Source organism: Niastella caeni, from assembly GCF_004834005.1.
GTDB lineage: Bacteria > Bacteroidota > Bacteroidia > Chitinophagales > Chitinophagaceae > Niastella > Niastella caeni.
The window spans coordinates 466,903-485,333 of record NZ_STFF01000002.1 but is presented as its reverse complement, the minus strand read 5'-3'; the positions used below and the strand labels follow the sequence as shown (position 1 = coordinate 485,333).

General features: G+C 42.7%; 11 protein-coding genes. 3 read left to right on the top strand and 8 right to left on the bottom strand.

Annotation, left to right across the window (positions count from 1 at the left end; all coding sequences use genetic code 11):
- Positions 1-112: 112 nt before the first annotated feature.
- A complete protein-coding gene (locus FAM09_RS09725; protein WP_136576902.1) occupies positions 113-1,633 on the bottom strand; it encodes a glycoside hydrolase family 28 protein in 1,521 nt (506 codons plus the stop codon).
- A gap of 210 nt (positions 1,634-1,843) precedes the next feature.
- On the opposite strand from FAM09_RS09725, the gene FAM09_RS09720 reads away from it, so the two are divergent.
- From FAM09_RS09720 to FAM09_RS09710, 3 genes are all read left to right on the top strand, one after another.
- Positions 1,844-3,772 (top strand): T9SS type A sorting domain-containing protein, encoded by a 1,929-nt coding sequence (locus FAM09_RS09720; protein WP_136576901.1) that lies wholly within the window; start codon positions 1,844-1,846, stop codon positions 3,770-3,772.
- Positions 3,773-3,948: 176 nt separating this feature from the next.
- Positions 3,949-6,960, top strand: coding sequence for a ligand-binding sensor domain-containing protein (locus FAM09_RS09715; RefSeq protein WP_166437078.1), 3,012 nt, complete (start codon positions 3,949-3,951; stop codon positions 6,958-6,960).
- A 78-nt stretch (positions 6,961-7,038) separates the two neighbouring features.
- Positions 7,039-7,677: a response regulator transcription factor gene (locus tag FAM09_RS09710; protein ID WP_136576899.1), complete on the top strand. Its 639-nt coding sequence runs from the start codon at positions 7,039-7,041 to the stop codon at positions 7,675-7,677.
- 73 nt (positions 7,678-7,750) lie between these two features.
- Here the strand turns inward: FAM09_RS09710 and FAM09_RS09705 are convergent, their stop codons facing one another.
- The 7 genes from FAM09_RS09705 to xyl3A all read right to left on the bottom strand — a co-directional run bounded on the left by FAM09_RS09705 (position 7,751) and on the right by xyl3A (position 18,341).
- Positions 7,751-9,802: an outer membrane protein assembly factor BamB family protein gene (locus FAM09_RS09705; RefSeq protein WP_136576898.1), complete on the bottom strand. Its 2,052-nt coding sequence runs from the start codon at positions 9,800-9,802 to the stop codon at positions 7,751-7,753.
- A gap of 118 nt (positions 9,803-9,920) precedes the next feature.
- A complete protein-coding gene (locus tag FAM09_RS09700) occupies positions 9,921-10,829 on the bottom strand; it encodes a DUF4476 domain-containing protein (RefSeq protein ID WP_136576897.1) in 909 nt (302 codons plus the stop codon).
- A 236-nt stretch (positions 10,830-11,065) separates the two neighbouring features.
- Positions 11,066-11,428 (bottom strand): DUF4260 domain-containing protein, encoded by a 363-nt coding sequence (locus FAM09_RS09695; protein ID WP_136576896.1) that lies wholly within the window; start codon positions 11,426-11,428, stop codon positions 11,066-11,068.
- A gap of 8 nt (positions 11,429-11,436) precedes the next feature.
- Positions 11,437-12,003, bottom strand: a complete 567-nt coding sequence (locus FAM09_RS09690) for an autotransporter domain-containing protein (RefSeq protein ID WP_136576895.1) — start codon at positions 12,001-12,003, stop codon at positions 11,437-11,439.
- 101 nt (positions 12,004-12,104) lie between these two features.
- Positions 12,105-13,235: a helix-turn-helix domain-containing protein gene (locus tag FAM09_RS09685; protein ID WP_136576894.1), complete on the bottom strand. Its 1,131-nt coding sequence runs from the start codon at positions 13,233-13,235 to the stop codon at positions 12,105-12,107.
- A 380-nt stretch (positions 13,236-13,615) separates the two neighbouring features.
- Entirely contained in the window at positions 13,616-15,697 is a 2,082-nt protein-coding gene (locus tag FAM09_RS09675; protein ID WP_136576893.1) for an alpha-L-fucosidase, read from the bottom strand.
- A gap of 40 nt (positions 15,698-15,737) precedes the next feature.
- Entirely contained in the window at positions 15,738-18,341 is a 2,604-nt protein-coding gene (gene xyl3A, locus FAM09_RS09670; RefSeq protein ID WP_136576892.1) for a xylan 1,4-beta-xylosidase, read from the bottom strand.
- Positions 18,342-18,431 lie beyond the last annotated feature (90 nt).

Here is an 18,431-nt window from a genome sequence, read left to right as displayed (position 1 = left end):
TTTATTTAGTGCCCTTTCTTCTATTTTATTTATAATGCCATCTATGATTTTTTTGGGCGCTGCGTTTACCGCTTTTCAAATACGTTTATAGTATGCCCCGGAGCCGGAATTATTATCTATTAATAAAAACGATGGCCTTATCTTCTTCCACAGGCAATGTTAGTTTACTGAATGTATGTTCTTTCACCTTGTTCAATATCAACACAGGCAACGTATTGCAAACGGGAATATTCAGTTCAGTTAATTGCAAGGCAGTAACATCATCAAAAATACAGGCGGGCCTGTAATCTGGCTGTTGTAATTTCAATTGAACGTTCTGCAGGGTTATTCCTTTTGCATGCCGCACATACAATGCCCACGCAGGTAATTCACCAAACATAGAGAACTCCGGATAGCCGGATGCATTTTCGGGTACGTTCGGCAGGCTATCCCAGCCGAAATATGCTTTCTCTTTTGCACCGCCTCCTTCGTATGTGATGACAATATTTTTAAGTTCCACATCTTCCACTTCATGACCTGGTAACCCAACTATGGACGACGGGAATACATTGTGCGGGAATTTATGGGGCGGTCCTTCAACCGGATACCCGATATCGGGTTTACCCGCCGGCACCTGTACCTGAACATCGGCAATGCGTATCTTTTTTATAGTGCTGTATAGCGAATCTGTATTACGATGGCCCAGCCTGATGAAAATGGCATTACCCGTATTCACCGCTTTTACCTGTTGAATATCCACGTTCTCCAAAAAACCACCATCTACTGCTTCCAGCGCTATGGCCGACCGGTATGTATCAAAAACAACCAGGTTCTTTACAACAATATTCCTGAAGCCGCCTCTTGACCCGGTTCCCAATTTAAAGGCGCTGGCACTGCTCCGCAGGGTGCAATTGGCCACGTATATGTTCTCACAGTAACCTGGTCCACCTTCCGATTTTAAACAAATACCATCATCTGCTGCATCTACATAACAATTGGTAATGGAAACGTTCTGTGAGTTTACAATATCAATTCCGTCATTGTTCCAGTATTCTGTGCTATTCACCGTAACACTATCAATAACCACGTTGCTGCAATTCCGGTAATCCTGCACCCAACCGGCGCTGTTCTTCACAGTAATGCCTTTCACCAGCACATCCATACAGCCGGTAAATGCAATTACACCGGGCCGGTTCCTTTCCCCTGGTCGTTTTATTTTCCATTGCGCATCCTTTAATACGCCCTGGTGCAATAATTTAAACAGGCTCTTTACTACTTCCCTGCCCTGGCCGTCAATTTCACCATAACCGGTAATAGATACTTTCTTTTGATCCGTTGTGGTGATCAAATTCCCGGCAATCTCTTTTCCATAATCCAACCGGTTGGTGCTGCCCAGCAATACGGCATCTTTTTGCAGAACTAAATTAACGCCGTTCTTTAACCGGATGGTGCCGGTTACAAACCGCCCTTTGGGAACAATGACCTTGCCGCCACCGGCAGCAGTTGCCTTATCAATGGCTTTTTGTATAAATGAGGTATTAAGGGTACGACCATCACCTTTGGCGCCGAATGAGATAATATTGTAAGTTTTTTGTTGGGCGCACAGTTCTGTAGCCGAAGCAGTTACGAAAAAAAACAGCATTATTTTTTTCAAGCTATCTGGTTTTAAAAGGTGCTTTCAAATTACACCACAGGCTTCATTGCAAAAAATGCCCGCGGCGCCGGGTTACCAATGTAAATTGGCGTATTCATTACCCAGGTAGTAAAATATATTTCTTTGTAGTTTTTTATTGATTGTTTTTCCATTTATCTCTACATGCCGGCTGAAAAATAATCGACTACTTGCCCGTTAAAATCCAACCCAATGAGATCTTATTACCTGTCGCTTTCTTTCTTTACCATTCATCGGCCCTCCTGCCATATTATCATCACATTGTTACTCTTAACCTTATTAACGGACAGCGTACATTCACAGGTAAATGCATACGCAAGCGTTACCGCAATAACCACAACGGCAGGCAAGCCGGAGCTGGCAATCGCTCACATTGATCAAACCTATCATACGTTTGCCGTGGGTGAACAAGTTGTTATAATTCAAATGCAAGATAATGTAATTGGCTCCAACACGGGTAATAACGCCGACTTCGGCAGGCTTTCAACCATTGCAGGCGTAGGTTTGTATGAAGTTGACACCATCAGTTCAATTACTTCAACGACCATGACGCTTACCTCTCCGCTGCACAATACTTATGCTATCAGTAATAACAGCAGTGTTCAGGTGGTAAGCTTTACCAGCCTTGGGTCATATAATTTTACTACCACAGCCAATATAACTGCAGTACCGTGGAATGCAGCCCTTGGGATAGGCGGCGTGGTGGCGTTTCAGGTTCATGGCACTTTAACGCTAAACCATTCTATTATTACAGACGGCCAGGGCTTTGCCGGAGGCAATATTTTTATTGACTCCACTAAGCAGGCTTGCAATGTTTCAGCATCTGCCTATGCTACAGCCACAACAATTTATGCTGCAAAAGGCGATGGTATTTATATCAACACAACGGGTTTTACCCGTGGCCGCGCTCCGCTACTTACGGGCGGCGGTGGCGGAAGCGCTAATAATGGAGGGGGTGGCGGTGGCGGCAATTTTTCAATGGGTGGCGAAGGCGGGCCGGGCTTTAACTGTACTCTTAACCCTACAGGCGGCCTGGGCGGTATTGCCATTGGAAGTTATATGGCCGCAGGTTCCCGGTTAGCAATGGGCGGTGGTGGAGGTGGCGGGCAGGGAAATGAACGTTCGCAAACACCAGGTAGCAGCGGTGGCGGCATAATTATTATAAAAGCTGATACGTTGACGACAGGTTGTTCAGATGCGACTGTAAAAATTTCGGCCAACGGCATGAATGCAATTCCAACCACGAGCCCGGGCAACGATGGCGCGGGCGGTGGGGGTGCCGGCGGTACTATCTATTTACAGGTGGGTCATTACAATGTGCCATCTGCCTGTCAGCTCACCATTCAGGCAAACGGCGGCAGTGGTGGTAATGTAAACCACCGCGATGAACATGGCGGCGGCGGTGGAGGCGGGCAGGGCGCAATTATTTTTCAAGGTTATTTACCCACTACTAACATAACTGCTACTACATTACCAGGCCAGGGGGGCCTGAATGGGAATTTAAGCGGCGCAACGAGAGCCGGTAGTGGAGAAGGGCCTGATAATGCCGGTATCATTGTTTTAGGTGTTATACTACCTGCTCGATTGCTGTATTTTTCTGCGGATAATATCAACAACCAGGCAGTATTACATTGGACAGGCGAAGAGGATGCTGCTGTTTCCTATCATGTTCAACAGGCTACTGATGCCTATAAATTCATTGACATCGGAATAGTAAAAGGAACCGGTGATGGTTCCACTATAACAAACTATACCTTTACAGATCCCAAAAGCAGAACCGGAAAAAATTATTACCGGCTTGTAATTACTGGTGAAGCTTCTGCCATACCGTCCTACTCATCTATCGTTTCTATAAATCTTTCATCTTCCGATGAAATACCTGTTGCTTATCCTAATCCGGCACATGATCATTTCAGGATTCGGGTGAACGATGTAAACAATCATAAAAATTATCGGGTCACCATTACTGACCTGGCCGGTCATATTATTTTCACTTCTATTTGTAAGCAGGTCAGCGGTATAATAACTGTAACTGGTGTAAAACATTTAAAGACAGGTTTATACTTATTTAAAGTAACCGGTGAAGGCTACGGGAAAACAGGCAAACTTTTGATTAAATAAAGCTTAACGGGCAAGCATTCAGGCAAATGCATACATTAACGAATTCTATGGTGCATTTTCAACTTATTCCATAATCTTTGCAGCTATATAAAGCCTGAATGCCCATAACCCCTAAACCAGGAGTTTTCAGTCTCCTTATTTTAACCAGTTGCCTTACATTGAATGCCCAGCGCATAATGAAGGACTTTAGCATTACTAATTATAACAGCGACAATCTTTTGCCGCAGAACAGTATTAAATCGATGACCTTCGATAAAAACGGGTTTCTGTGGATGGCTACGGAAATGGGTATTGTGCGATTTGATGGCAGGTATGCCAAATACTATAATACTGATAATACCTCTGCACTGCACACTAACCGGTGCGACCTGGTAAAAACCACCGGTGCTGCATGTAAACTGATCATTGAACCCGAATTCGGGAGCCATATTCTTCTTACCCCCACCCATGATTACCAACTTGCGTATGACAGCAGCCTTTCGGGTGACACACTGCAGTCGAATTTGTGGAACAATCAGCTCTTTCATTTCAAACGGCTTTATAAACAGCAGGCACATGCAGGCAAATACCAGGCACTTTTAAACGATCTTGACAAAAACAAGCAGATAGTTACAGTAAATGAAAAACAGGCTTATGTAAAGAAAGGAAGCGAACTTTATTTCATGGATGAAAATACCGGCCAGATCCAGCGGCTGGCCCACATGAATAATCTTCGATGCAGGCTTATGTTCAGCGTTGATAGCCTCTTTTTTTATATTGATGAGGCTAACAAGGTACATGCATTTAAAAACGGGCTATTACAGCCCAATATCGTAGCCTCACAAAAACTTAACCAACTACTGCAACAACCTGGTGCTATAGACAAAACGGAATTTGTATTGAGAGATTCAAGGCATACTTTCCTGCAGGGTAAAGGTTCCATAATGATGCTTGTTGTAGAAAACAACCAATTGCATTATCATACGATAGTTTCGAATATTCCAAATAAAGATATCAGTTGTATTATTTACAATGAACCCGGAAAAATTTTATATCTCGGAACCACAACCAACGGCCTGTACATTTTAAAAAAACATGATTTCAAGGTTCTTACTTTCGACAATACCCGTGCTGACATAAATTGCCTGTATGCCCAGGTAGAATTGGACAATGGCAAAATACTTACAAGTTCGGGCATCCTCACGAACGATAAAAAGAACAACCGTGCTTTTTCCAAACCCTTCGACAATTATGCTATCCTGAAAGCGCATGACGGGTGGTTGTGGTATTCATCTAACCACTGGCTTATGAGATCTGATCCAACGTTTCAGATTAACACCCGGGTAAAGAACATAGGCGAACTGCTGACGGGCATCCTGGAAACCGATAAGAAAGAAATTATTTACAGCACACTTTCGCAGGTAATTATGCTATCAGGCAATGAAGAAATTGTATTGGTGGCTCACTCCGGGCTATTAAAGGGAGCTGTCATTTCAGCCCTCGGATACCTGGGTAAAAATATTATCTGGATAGGCACTAATAAGGGATTGTACAGGTATAATATTACTAACCGGACCCTTATGAAAGAAAACGAACTTTCAAATGCCAATGTAAGAATGATCTATACAGCCAGAGACAGCAGTATTTGGATAGGCACCTACCATGACGGGTTTTATAAATACCACAAACAGCATTTCATAAGGATGCCGCAGGATGCCCAAAACAGATTGTCGGGCGTTCATACTTTTATGGAAGACAAAAAAGGATATTTCTGGATAGCAACCAACAAGGGACTTTTTACAGTGAACAAAAAAGAACTGGATAACGTCTCCAATGGCCAAAAAGATGCTGTGTTTTATTATTATATCGACAAATCATCAGGCTTCAGAACCAATGAATTTAACGGCGGCTGCACACCCTGCGGCATTGTAACGGAAAACAGGCTTTTCTCATTGCCATCGATGGATGGACTGGTTCAGTTTAATCCCGACAGCGTTTATCTGGCGCCCATTGACAAGCCTGTATTTGTTGACTATATTACAGTAAATAGCAAACCGGTGCAACCGGACACTATACTACGTATTGCACCACCGTTTCAACAAATGGCAATAGGCTTTTCTTCACCCTATTTCGGCAACCCGGCCAACCTGCACCTGGAATATTCGATACCGGAGGTAGACAAACAATGGTACAGGTTGGCCGACGATCATACACTCGTTCTTACCGGGCTTGCCAAAGGAGCGTATACCCTGCTGGTTAGAAAACAGGTCAACTACCGGCAGTATATTTATAAAACAATCCATTTTACCATTATTCCCAGGTGGCACGAAACAACCTTGTTCAGGCTGCTGGCCGTTTTCCTGGGCATCGGATTATTAGTTACCTACTTCCTTACCCGCTATGACAGGCAAAGAAAAAGATCGATTTACCTGGAACAAAAAGTGTTTGAAAGAACTCATGAATTATCGTTAACGGTAAAAGAACTGGAGCGATCAAACGAAAGCCTTAATATTACAAAGCAGAACCTGTCTGAAAGCAACCGTGTTAAAGAAAAAATGCTCTCGATCATCCTGCACGACCTGCGGTCTCCGTTGAAATTTCTTCACATGCTGGCCACCAGGCTGGAACAGGATCACAGCACTATTACCCCGGAAGAACATAGCCCGCTTTTATCGCAGTTTCGCCAGGCAACAAGTGATCTGTATGTTTTTATACAGGATTTCCTGGTATGGACGAATTCCCAGAAACAGGGCGTAATGATAAAAAAGGAAACCATTGTGCTGCGCGAGACGGTAAATGATATTCTTTCCCTGTACAAAGTGGGTTCCCAGATCAAGAATAATATCATTACAAACAATGTCCCCGAACACATCCGGATCACTACAGATGTGAACATCCTGAAACTCATCATTAGAAACTTAATCGATAATGCCAATAAGTATTGTACTAACGGAAAGATAATGATCGATGTACTGGAAACCGGTACACATTTATCACTTACGATCAGTGATACCGGCCGGAAGATGGAGCGGTCATTGATGGAAAAGATCCTGAACAATGCATATACCCAAACAGACATCAGCCATGGGTTTGGCTTCAAGGTCATAAACGAATTATTAGTGAAGATCGATGGCAGGCTCCAGATCGATCTTACCGATGCTGAGCCAGGTAACCGCATAAGCATCCTGTTCAAAAAAGAAAGTTTATAGATCAAATAAAGTAGCCGGATATATAAATTGAAAAGTAATTAATCGATCCCCTGTTTTATTTAAAACTTAATGCAACACATGAAAAAATTTTTAATTGCCGACGATCACTTCATTGTAAGAAGCGGAATTAAATTAATTCTGAAGGAGGACTTTATAAATGCAACCGTAGATGAATGTAGCGATGGTTCGGGTGTATGGGAAATGATGGAAAAAGAGTTGTACGACCTGGTCATAATGGATATCCATATGCCCGAAACAGATTCAGTTAACCTGCTAAAAAACATTTTCAGCATGCATCCGGCGCAAAAAATATTAATATTTACCATGAGTGATGAAGAGATATACGCCAAAAAATACCTTCAGTTAGGCGTAAAAGGGTTTATAAATAAAGACACCGACGCTACAGAAATACGAAAAGCCATTGATCTCGTTTTGAATAATAAAAGATACCTCAGTTCAAACCTGCAAAATATTCTTACAAAGGAAGCCATTGAAGGTAAAACCAGCAATCCTTTTGATTTGCTTTCCTCCAGGGAACTTGAAGTAGTTACCCATCTTGTAGCAGGCAAAAATATTTCGGAGATTGCCACTATGCTATCCGTTCACACGTCTACCATAGGTACGCACAAAGCCAGGATACTTCATAAGTTAGGTGTTAGCAATATTGTGGAACTGATTAATCTTATCAGAACATTTAATGTAGTACAACAAAGCTGATTATACTGCCTGTTGGCAATAAACCCTGGCCAATAAGTTATTGACCAGGGAAACGCTGATTGATAGCTACCGGTCATAATTTGTAGCACACGATTTCCAGCGGCGAGGGCTTGTAATAAACGTGATTATAAAGTGCGTCGAGATCGTATTCAGGTTCTTTATCGTTCCTGATATCGATTGAATTCATAAGACTTCCGTCATTTTTGCTTACCTGGATCAATTGATTGCCCTTTTTTTCCTGAACCGTCATCATCATAACATAAGAAGGAGTATTTTTAGAAGCTTTGTAACGGGCGCTGAACTGTTGAAAAGCTTCTCCGGAATAAGCAAAACTGGTTTGTCCCAACTTGTTAAGTCCCTGTGCTATTTGTTGCTCAACACCTTTTACAGCGGGTTCATTTGATGATGACGCTGCCTGTTCAAATGCGGCAGAATACATAGACGCCGCTACGCCGGTATAAGCTGCTCTGACAGACGCGGCCACAAGTAACACCCGCGTTAATGCGTTCTCCCTGGGAGCTGCATAGTATTTCACAAATTTAGTTGTTCCGTCAAAACCTATTTTAAGGATGTTTTGCTCCGAGCGAAGGATCAACCCATCGGAAACTTTTTCAATTTCGCCGGGCTGTTCTTTTCCCTGGAATCCGATTTTTGCAGTATTCAATGACTGGTAGATACCTGCTGATTTATCTACTTTAAAAACAATCCCTTCCCTGTTTGAAAAAACATACAGGGCTTTTTCATCGTGTGCTATTGGTAATGTTCTTCCTTTTTCAGACATAAGTGACGACCCGTCAACTTCAATGGATTTATCCCAAACGATGTTCCCCGTATTCATATCAAGGATGTTAACTTCACGGGTTGTTACAAACAACAGTCCTTTGGGCACGATCATGGAACTAACCAGATCTCCTTTAAGTTTTACCGGCTTCTCAAATTTTAATTTGCCTGCTACCGGATCTACAACATTAAGGTAATATTCTTCTGATTTGCTGTTCCATACATTATCGTAAGTAGTAGCTATAAGTATCCCATTCAACGTGTTAATGTAACTTATTACACTGCCCTGGGCTTTTATGCCTTTACCTTTATTTCCCCACATAGTAACCCCTGTTTCATAATTGATCAGGTTTATCGTTGGTTTCTTATCAGAAAAAGGACAAATCATAATACCATTCTCCTGCATAACAACCAGGCCGAGATGATCGTTCTCTTTGGCCGGCTTGCTCCACAGGGGGGCTCCGGTATTGCTGTTGAAGGCATAATATACGTTGGAGGTATACGTTTGTTGTCGATTCTCACCGCCGGTAGTACTTGTAAAACCAAAACCGGATGCTGTTTCCACTTCTGTGGCCACATAAGTGATCCCCTTTTTATACGGTGAAAAATAAACAGCGGCCTTAATGGCCGTTTGTATCTGGCTTTTCCAAACCACCTCCCCTGTTTCAGACCTCAGCTTGATAACATAGCCCGGATGGGTAACTATAATATGTTGGTGATCCACTTCAACCGGTTCACCGATGAGTTGTTTTATATTGTTTACCTGTTGGCTAAGGGCCTGCAATTTTCCTATAAACCCTTTGGCGCCTGAGTCATTGCCTTTAAAAAGATCTTCGTTTACCCACAATTGCCTGCCTGATTCAATGTCGTACATGTACAAAGTGGCAACCATATTTTTCAGATCGCCAGGTTTCACCCCTATTACCAACAACCGTTTCGACATTGGCATTACATGCTTACTCAATACTCCTAAATTTTCTTTTTGCGAGTCGAATAACACTTTTCCACTGCTTACTTCAACCAGCGATTGAATGGGCAGGGAAGAACCGGGTTCCTTTCTGTAAGTAACTGCCAAAAGACCGGTACCTTCAACTTCCGTTATCATTGATCTATCAATGCCGGCTAAAGAGGCATTCTTCCAGATAACGTTTCCGTTCGATGGACTGATACCATAAAGGCCATCCGCGGAACAGGCAACTATATATCCCAGCGAGTGTACATGTTGCCAGATAACAGTGGTATTAAATTTTACGGTCCATGCGGGCTGTAACTTTGATTGGCCGATACAAGTAGATTGAAAGAATAAAAACGCAAAAACCACCAGGGTACGGAAAAACATTTTCATTAAACTGCTTTTTGATTGAGATTTTTTATTGGGGTCATATTGTATGAGCTCCCGGTTTTAATAAAAGATACCGAAGTCTGTCTGAAAGTACATTTTGTAATATCTCAATTATACAAGGTTATTCGAGGTTGCCTGACAAAAACTGGTTGAAGTTTACCTTGTTGGTATCGAAAGTAAATATGCCACTTACTTTGTAGTAATTTTTTGGGTCAGTGATGTACCGGTAAGCATATTTAGCAAAAGATAGTTTTGTTTCTTCAAAATTGAACATCTTGCAAATCTCCATTACCTGCATTGTGGAAAGACTATTGGATGAAGCAATATTTTTTGCCGTGGACAGCTTTGAATCTTCAAAATTTGCGGCAGCAATGCTTTTTTTGGCATCAATAAAATCAGGGTCCCGCATTGGGTAAACTTTGTTTCCTGTACCTGATGAACCGTTATATGTACGTTCAGATATAGGTCCACTCACTGTACTGGTATTGGTAATAGTAGTTGTTTCCGTGTACAATGGAGCACTAACCGTTACGTTCACGCCCCCCGCATTCATACTAATTGTGCCAACAGGTGGGCTCGTAACGGTAGAAGTCACCACGATGTCCGGGGCAACAACAGGCTGACCAAAACGATGAACATACAATCCGGCAGGAGGTATGAAGCCCTGCTGCGAGGGCACCGAGGAATAGTAATTAAGCTGAGGTTTGCCGCTTTTGGTTATTCCAATGCGGTAAGTTACATCAGACATAATTCCGTCGGGCCCCGCAATCATAAGGTTCTGCCTGGCAATATTCCCAAGCATCGAATCCTGAAAGATGATCCGCACATTATAATAAGGCTGTAATAACTCTTCAACCCTGATGTTTGACTGGGCAACCTCATTTTGCCTTTCACCATTAATTATAAGAAAAAAACGATGGCCATCCTCTGAAAAAATAGTCAAATTACCAATAGGTTGAGGTTGAGCTTGGGCTTGCAGCCACATTATGGAAAATAAAAATACTTTGACAGTAAAAATGATTTTCTTCATATGGGTAACTTTTGGGTATTTTAAAAAATACAGGTTCGTCTATTATATCAGAATATTTCCCCTTGTTAAAGGTGGCCCAAAGTCATCATGTCATTTGTAATTAATTGCGCAGATATCATTAGAAAATTTACTACAGCAGATTATTAACCATTTTTAATTTTCATCGCCTGGCAGGGCAGATCAATAATTCAATATTTTTTTAAGGGCGGTCCACCTTAGAAAACCGCCCATACTGTTTATTCCTGTGTTATCTTTCCAATCCAGCCAAGGTGTGTATGCTTAAAATTGTCTATATGCTTTAAGCCGAAACCGAACATCCGGTCTAACGAGCTATGCCCCAGCACAATCAGGCCGGCAAAAATGACCCGGTTATCCTGCATGATATAGCCGCCCACGATTAAAGCAATGCCAACTGTTTGATGATGCGCCAGGTTATATATATATGCGCCCCAACGGCTGTTGATCATATAACCGATGATACTGATGTCGGGAACCAACAGGAACAGTATAAAAACAAGGGGACTAAATCCAATTTCCCAGGAAAAATAAAAGGCAGCGGCCAGTTTTGCGGCTTCTTCAAGCCGGATAATATATTTCATAAATACAATTATTTTGAAAATCTGTAACCAATGTGGATCGTTGGGAAAAATGTCGTTTTGTTTTCTTTAAAGGGTGCTGCCGAAATCTTTACTTCATCATAAATGAAACTGTAGCCAATGCCAGCCCAGGGATTTATATACAACCCTTTTAAAAGTCCTTCCCTTTTTATAAAAGGAAAATAACGGTAACCAGCATGAATGCCCAGGCTGTAACTATGCCCGGTATCACCTTCCCCGGTTTTGTTGAACGTAGCCCGGGTTGAAGCATAGCCACCATCAAGACCGGCATAGAAACCCTGCACATCTTTAAAAAGATAGTTTACCTTTAAACCTATCCCCTGGGTTTTAACTTTAAATCCTTCATTGCCATGGGCAAACTCCGGTTGTTCAATGCCAAAAACACCCAGATCGAACCGCAAATGGTTGCGCTGGTAAATACCATGTAAAGAATAGCCATTGAGCATATAAGCGATAGGATCTACTTCTACTTCAAAAGCATGTTTGGAGGTGGTAGTTTGTGCCAACAGTTGACTCACAAAGAAAATAAGGCCGATAAGGATCACTGATTTTTTCATACTTGCGTTTTTAAGTTTATGGCTCAAAATTCAACTGAAAAAAATCGGATCTCGACATTCCTGCGATGCGCGAACGTCTTCTTTTCGAAAGTCGGACGTTTCTAACTCTTTAATTTTCTGTATTCAGAAGGAGTTGTGCCGGTTATCTTTTTAAAGGCATTGTTGAAGGAAGACTTTGAATTGAATCCACAATCCATGGATATGGCCAGCACCGAAAAATGATTGTAAGCAGGGTCTGCCAACCGCTTTTTGACCTCGTTTACCCGGAACTGGTTAATAAGATCAAAAAAGGAAACCTCGTAATGCCGGTTAATGATTTCTGATACCTGGTAAGCCGGAATGCCCAGGTTCTCGCTGAGGTGATTCAATGAAAGTTCGGGGTTTAAATAAACCTGCTGTTCCAGTAATATCGCCCCCAGCTTATCAGCATATTTCCGGAATTGTTCTTCAGACAGGTAATAATTCAGGCGTTTCCGTTCGGTGGGTTCCTGGCGGTTGGGAACAGCTTCCGCTTTGGGCAAAACGGCGGGTGAAATGCCAGGGTGGTTCCAGTTAACGTACGCCAATGAATAAATGAGCAGGCCCACAGACAATCCGGCTATATTATTTACTACAACAAAATCCATGGGATGAACCAGGCTAACGATACAGATCACAAAACAGATAGCGATGATGATAGCATAAAATTTTAGAATATGTATCGACTGGTGGAGTTTGAATTTATTGAGATCGGAAAAGGATTGTTTTAATTTTTGCTGTAATGAATGTATTTGTCTGTATGCAAAAAAGATATATAGGCTTACATGAAAGAGGCGGATAACCTGACCCCACATGTTAGAAACTTTTTTATTGACCTGTGCTTCAATGAGCGCTATTTTTTCGGCCGGGGGCAACATATAAAACGGGAAAAGAAAAGCCGTATAAATTACAAACGGCAGGAAATGCAGATAGAAATACCGCGGTGGTTTCCCTTCAGAAAGTACAAAAATATAAATGTACAATAGTGGGCCAAAAAGTAAAGCTAATGGTTCACTAACACGGATAAGATACGGAAGCTGCCGGTAATACCCGGTAATGCCCAAAACCGGCCCCAGAATGGATAGGGAAACTATCAGAACAAGGAGTGCCAGGTAGCGATATTCGAGTTGATCACCTTTTTTATTGATGAGCAAATAAGCCAGGAAAATTCCCTGAAGGGCAGCGGCAAAATTAAAAACACCCAATAAAATCATGGTTGCAAAAATAGGGAACAAGGAGGCGGTAACTGTAAAGTTGCATAAAACTAAAAAAGGACCGCTTTTTAGCGATCCTTGATTGTGAGGTTCCGACCAGATTCGTTAAACCCCTATTTTTAATTGAAAATCAGGTGTCGCATTTTTTAGTCGAGCAATGGTCGATTAAAATGGGCTAATTATCGGTGCAATCCGGCTAACCCAATTGGTAGATCATTATGCCAACATTATTGGAACCCTGGCTGAAAAACCCATTCTCATCGGTCATTCAATGGGAGGTTTGATCGTTCAGCTATTGTTGCAAAAAGGGCTGGGTGCCGCAGCAACCCCCTTTCTAACCATATCATTCCCGTTTAACAGTTTTTTTTAAACGTCGTCGCTTAGTTTGTAATAATATCTACCTCAGCATAGCCTGTGTCATCAGTGCCCTGCGTATTGTTCAATGCCCGGAATTTGATATAACGGATTTTTTCCGTCGCAAACCTTTTAGTTTGCCACAACGGGTTGTTTTTGATGTTGGAGAATTCCCCTTGCTGTACCAGTTTCCATTCTGTATTATCCACTGAAACATAAAACTGATAATTAGTAATGATGCCGGGATTCCACATGTCTGAATCAGGCAGGTACCTGAAACCGCATACATTTTCCTCCCTGCCCAAATCAATTACCAGGTCAACAGGCATTTTTTTATCACCCGCCTGATGCCATGCAGTGGCCGGGTTGCCATCAATGATCGCGTATGCCTTTTGATCTTCCAATCCGACAATTTTCCAATCCTTCCGGGGAATGTCGAATTTTTCGTAAGCAACCGGGCTGCTTTTCCCGGAAGTTTGATCATAGGCTATTGCCTTTATTTCCAGTTTCCCTTGTGTTTGAAAAGGGCCTTTATATTTTTTTGATTTCGGGGTAGGCAGGCTTCCGTCCGAAGTGTAGTAAACAACCGATTCTGAATCAACAGGTGTTATGCTCATTTCACCGGATTGATCTCTGATGATGGCGGGAGCTGTTAGTAGTTGCGGCGCATTATAAATACCGATATTGGAAATTACGGGACAGGCTTTTGAGCCGGTAATATTGAAACGAACTTTTGTTGCCTTTACTCCCGGGAAGCGAAGTATGCGTTTATAACCGATAGTGGTAGCTTTTGCCAGTTCTTTCCAACTTCCGTCAACAAGGGCTTCAACTGTAAATGATTTCACCCGTTGCCCCAAACGAATATATTCCTGTACCAGGAAACAGTTGAAAGTGGTTGGTTTGTTAAAATCGAAGATCAGCGAAGCGTTAGTTACATTTTCGTCGGTAGTCCAATAGCTGTTTTTATTGCCGTCTATCGTCTTAGCTGCATCAAACTCTTTTGAATTTCCCCGAACGTTCGAAGCTGTTGCTTTTGCGTTTGCAGTAAGATCCACAGCAAACGCGTTCCTTACTGCACTGGCAAATGCAAGCGCTGCTTTTTCATCGTTTTCATGGATCAGGCCTCTTGTATCGATCGGAAAGTTAAGTAACAATGAACCGTTACGCCCGACAGAATTGTAGTAAGTGTTCATCAATTGCGGCACTGTTTTCACCCTGGTGTTTTCACCGGGGTGGTAAAACCATTCCGGCCTGATGGATGTATTTACCTCGGCAGGCACCCAGGAATCGCCGTTTTCCAAACCATAATGGAGCATGTTCCATGAAACTTCCCCTTTGGCATTTAGTAAACTCCAGTTCGTTTCGCCAACAAAGCCCGCTTCGGTTCCCACCCAGCGAAGGTCTCCCCTGTCGCCACCGTCGTTCCATATCACGATATTGGGTTGCAACCTGCGTATCAACTTATAGGTATTCGACCAGTCGTAATAGGTAGTGCGGTCTATTTTCCGGTTTTCATTAGCGCCGCCATAATATCCTGTACCGCCATTTGCGCCATCAAACCATATTTCAAAAACGGGTCCGTAGTTAGTAAGAAGCTCTGTAAGCTGGTTGCGGAAATAAGTGATGTATTCCGGTTTGCCATAGTCAGGATGGTTCCTGTCCCATGGCGACAAATAAACCCCTAATTTCAAACCAAATTCTTTACAGGCATTGGCCATTTCGCGCACCACATCGCCTTTGCCATTTTTCCAGGGAGCGTTCTTAACAGAGTATTCTGTATATTTCGAAGGCCAAAGACAAAAACCACTATGGTGCTTTGCCGTCAATATCACCCCTTTCATACCTGCCTGTTTGCAAATGCGCGCCCATTGACGGCAATCCAATTTTTGGGGATTGAATAGTTTGATATCTTCATTTCCATATCCCCACGATTGATCAGTATAAGTGTTCAATGAGAAATGAACAAATGCATAGTATTCCATTTCCTGCCATCTCATCTGATTCTCCGTTGGAACAGGACCATAAGGCTTAGGCGCCTCAGGCTGCGCAAAAGCAGCGTTCATTAAAAAGGAGGAAAACAGGAGTCCGCTGAAAAGATTTTTTAACATAATACTTTATTTTACTGCTTTCAATTCACACCCTTAAATATCATTGCAAGATCGGGATCCTGCCCGACTTTAGATCTTTTATGTCTGAACTGGTCCCATAAAAAAATTCATATTCCCCGGGAGCGATCGCCATTTTCCGCAGGCTCGCATCATAAAATTCAAATGAAGAAGGCGTGAGCTCAATGGCAACCTGTTGCGTTTTTCCTGCCGGTATTTGTACACGCATAAATCCTCTTAATGTTTTTAACGGGCCTTCATTATCGTTCACTTTGCGAACATAAACCTGCACCACCTCAGCCCCATCGCGCTTACCTGTATTAGTTACAGGTATCGTCAACAGAAGGGCTTCCCCCGCTTTAATGGAGGTTTTATTTACCTTTGCCTCGCCAATTTTAAAGGTTGTGTAACTCAACCCGTAGCCGAAGGGAAAAAGGGCATCGTTCATGAACCGGTAGGTCCTTCCTTTCATGGAATAATCTTCAAAATCGCCCAACCGTTCCGAATTTTTATAGAATGTAACAGGTAGTTTACCCGAAGGATTATAATCGCCGAACAGCACATCTGCAACGGCCTGTCCGCCCGATTGCCCGCCGTACCAGGCTTGTAATATGGCGTCACAAGTTTCAATTTCGGGCATCAATGCAATAGCAGAACCGGAGCAATTAACGAATACTATTTTTTTGCCTGCTTTTTTCAACGCCTGCAAACATTTGCGCTGCGATTCGGGCAGTTCAATATTGGTTCGGTCGCCCCCTTTAAAACCGTGGAATTCTACAGGCATTTCCTCTCCTTCCAGGTTTGGTGAAATTCCACCAACCAAAATCACTACATCTATTCCTTTCAGTTTGTTTATCAATTCGCCATAATTAACCGGCATCTCCCTGCCAATATTTAATTTAAGGCTTGCGTCCATCCCCTCGTAAATCGCTGAAAATTTAACCTCGATCCTGTAGTCTTTTCCTTTTTCCACCTTATACGGAAGCCTGATTGGCGCTAATTGCCATACTTCTTTTGAAAACAACGTATCGTTGTTTACTATCACATCGCATTTTCCGCCAAATTCCAATCTTATAACTATTTCCTCCGATTCACCGGCACGGTAAACCGTTTCATATTTTGCGGAAAAGTTTTTAAGATTTACCCCACGGCTGAATTGGGTTTGACCTGCAGTAGTTAATTGTATAGGACTTACCATCTGTTCCTGTGCCACGGCATCTCCCTTAAACGCTGTGTTATTCCAATAAGTAGCCTTCATCCCCGCTTTTCCATCAAAGGAGCAGTTCCCGAAAAGGCTTTGGGTAATCATGTCTTCAATCAAATCGCAGCCTTTATCGTAAAATATTTTATCTGCAGGCAATTTTGTTTTAACACCCTCCAAAATTGTAGTGATACCTGACGGGAAACCATTGTAATTGCCCAACAGCATAGATTCATCATCGGCATTTGGTCCTATTACTGCAATTTTTTTTACTGATTTTGACAATGGAAGGATGTTGTTTTTATTTTGAAGCAGCGTCATCGACTCCCGGGCCATTGTAAGCGCCAGTTCCCGATGCTCTTTTGAATCAATGACCGACATAGGGATCTTTGACCATGGCACCAATGAATCATTATCCATTTCACCCAGGTCGAAACGTGCTGCCAACACCCTCGCCAAACGTTCATCTATTTCCTTTTCATTGATCAATCCTTTATCAACAGCCTGCGGCAATTTATTGTATGCATACCCCCAACCACACTCTACATCGGTACCAGACAGAACAGCTTTAGCGGCTGCATGCACATCATCTGACGAAACTTTATGATTAGTATGAAAATCAGCAATAGCGCCACAATCGGAAACAACAAGGTATTTGAACCCCCAGTCGTTGCGAAGTATCTTTTGCAACAAGCGTGTACTGCCGCAACAGGGTTCATCATCCAACCGCTGATAAGCACACATCACTTCCCGCACATCGGCTTGCTGAACCAGGGCTTTGAACGCCGGCAAATAAGTTTCCCACAGATCACGCTGACTAACGTTGTTCAGGTTCAATGTATGTCTGCTCCACTCAGGGCCGGAGTGTACTGCAAAATGTTTGGCGCATGCCAATAGTTTTTTATACTTTGAACCGGCAGGTCCCTGAAGTCCATTTACAACAGCAACTCCTATACGAGTGGTCAGGTAAGGGTCCTCTCCATAGGTCTCCTGTCCACGGCCCCAGCGCGGGTCCCTGAATATGTTTATGTTTGGTGTCCAGACAGACAGGCTCATAAATCGGCTATTTTCCTTCCCGGTCCTTTGAGCCTCGTGGTATTTAGCACGAAATTCATCGGAAACCGCATCGAAGACCTGGTGAACCAGTTGATCGTCAAATGACGCGGCCATCCCAATAGATTGAGGAAAAACAGATACGTTATAGCCATATCTGATGCCGTGCAATCCTTCGCTCCACCAGTTGAATTTCTTAATGCCCAAACGGGGAATAGGCTCCGAGATATCGCACATCAATGTCGCCTTTTCTTCAGGCGTTAAGCGGGAGATTAAATCCCGGGCCCTTTCTTCCGAACTTAAATCCGGGTTTTGAAATGGATATTGCGCTGCCAGGAAATCATTAAAAACTAAAGCAAATAAAAAGCTCAGCACAAGCAGAAATCTTTTCATATACAGCAATTCTTTGGCCTTATGAATATTGTAAATCTATTGCAGTATTGATAAAAACAGGGTACCGAATTGGTGCAAACTACGGCCCAA

Coding starts and splice junctions, on each gene's coding strand:
- FAM09_RS09720 (WP_136576901.1), top strand. CDS start 1,844: ATGAGATCTTATTACCTGTCGCTTTCTTTCTTTACCATTCATCGGCCC.
- FAM09_RS09705 (WP_136576898.1), bottom strand. CDS start 9,802: ATGAAAATGTTTTTCCGTACCCTGGTGGTTTTTGCGTTTTTATTCTTT.
- FAM09_RS09685 (WP_136576894.1), bottom strand. CDS start 13,235: ATGATTTTATTGGGTGTTTTTAATTTTGCCGCTGCCCTTCAGGGAATT.
- FAM09_RS09675 (WP_136576893.1), bottom strand. CDS start 15,697: ATGTTAAAAAATCTTTTCAGCGGACTCCTGTTTTCCTCCTTTTTAATG.
- FAM09_RS09715 (WP_166437078.1), top strand. CDS start 3,949: ATGAAGGACTTTAGCATTACTAATTATAACAGCGACAATCTTTTGCCG.
- xyl3A (WP_136576892.1), bottom strand. CDS start 18,341: ATGAAAAGATTTCTGCTTGTGCTGAGCTTTTTATTTGCTTTAGTTTTT.
- FAM09_RS09700 (WP_136576897.1), bottom strand. CDS start 10,829: ATGAAGAAAATCATTTTTACTGTCAAAGTATTTTTATTTTCCATAATG.
- FAM09_RS09690 (WP_136576895.1), bottom strand. CDS start 12,003: ATGAAAAAATCAGTGATCCTTATCGGCCTTATTTTCTTTGTGAGTCAA.
- FAM09_RS09695 (WP_136576896.1), bottom strand. CDS start 11,428: ATGAAATATATTATCCGGCTTGAAGAAGCCGCAAAACTGGCCGCTGCC.
- FAM09_RS09710 (WP_136576899.1), top strand. CDS start 7,039: ATGAAAAAATTTTTAATTGCCGACGATCACTTCATTGTAAGAAGCGGA.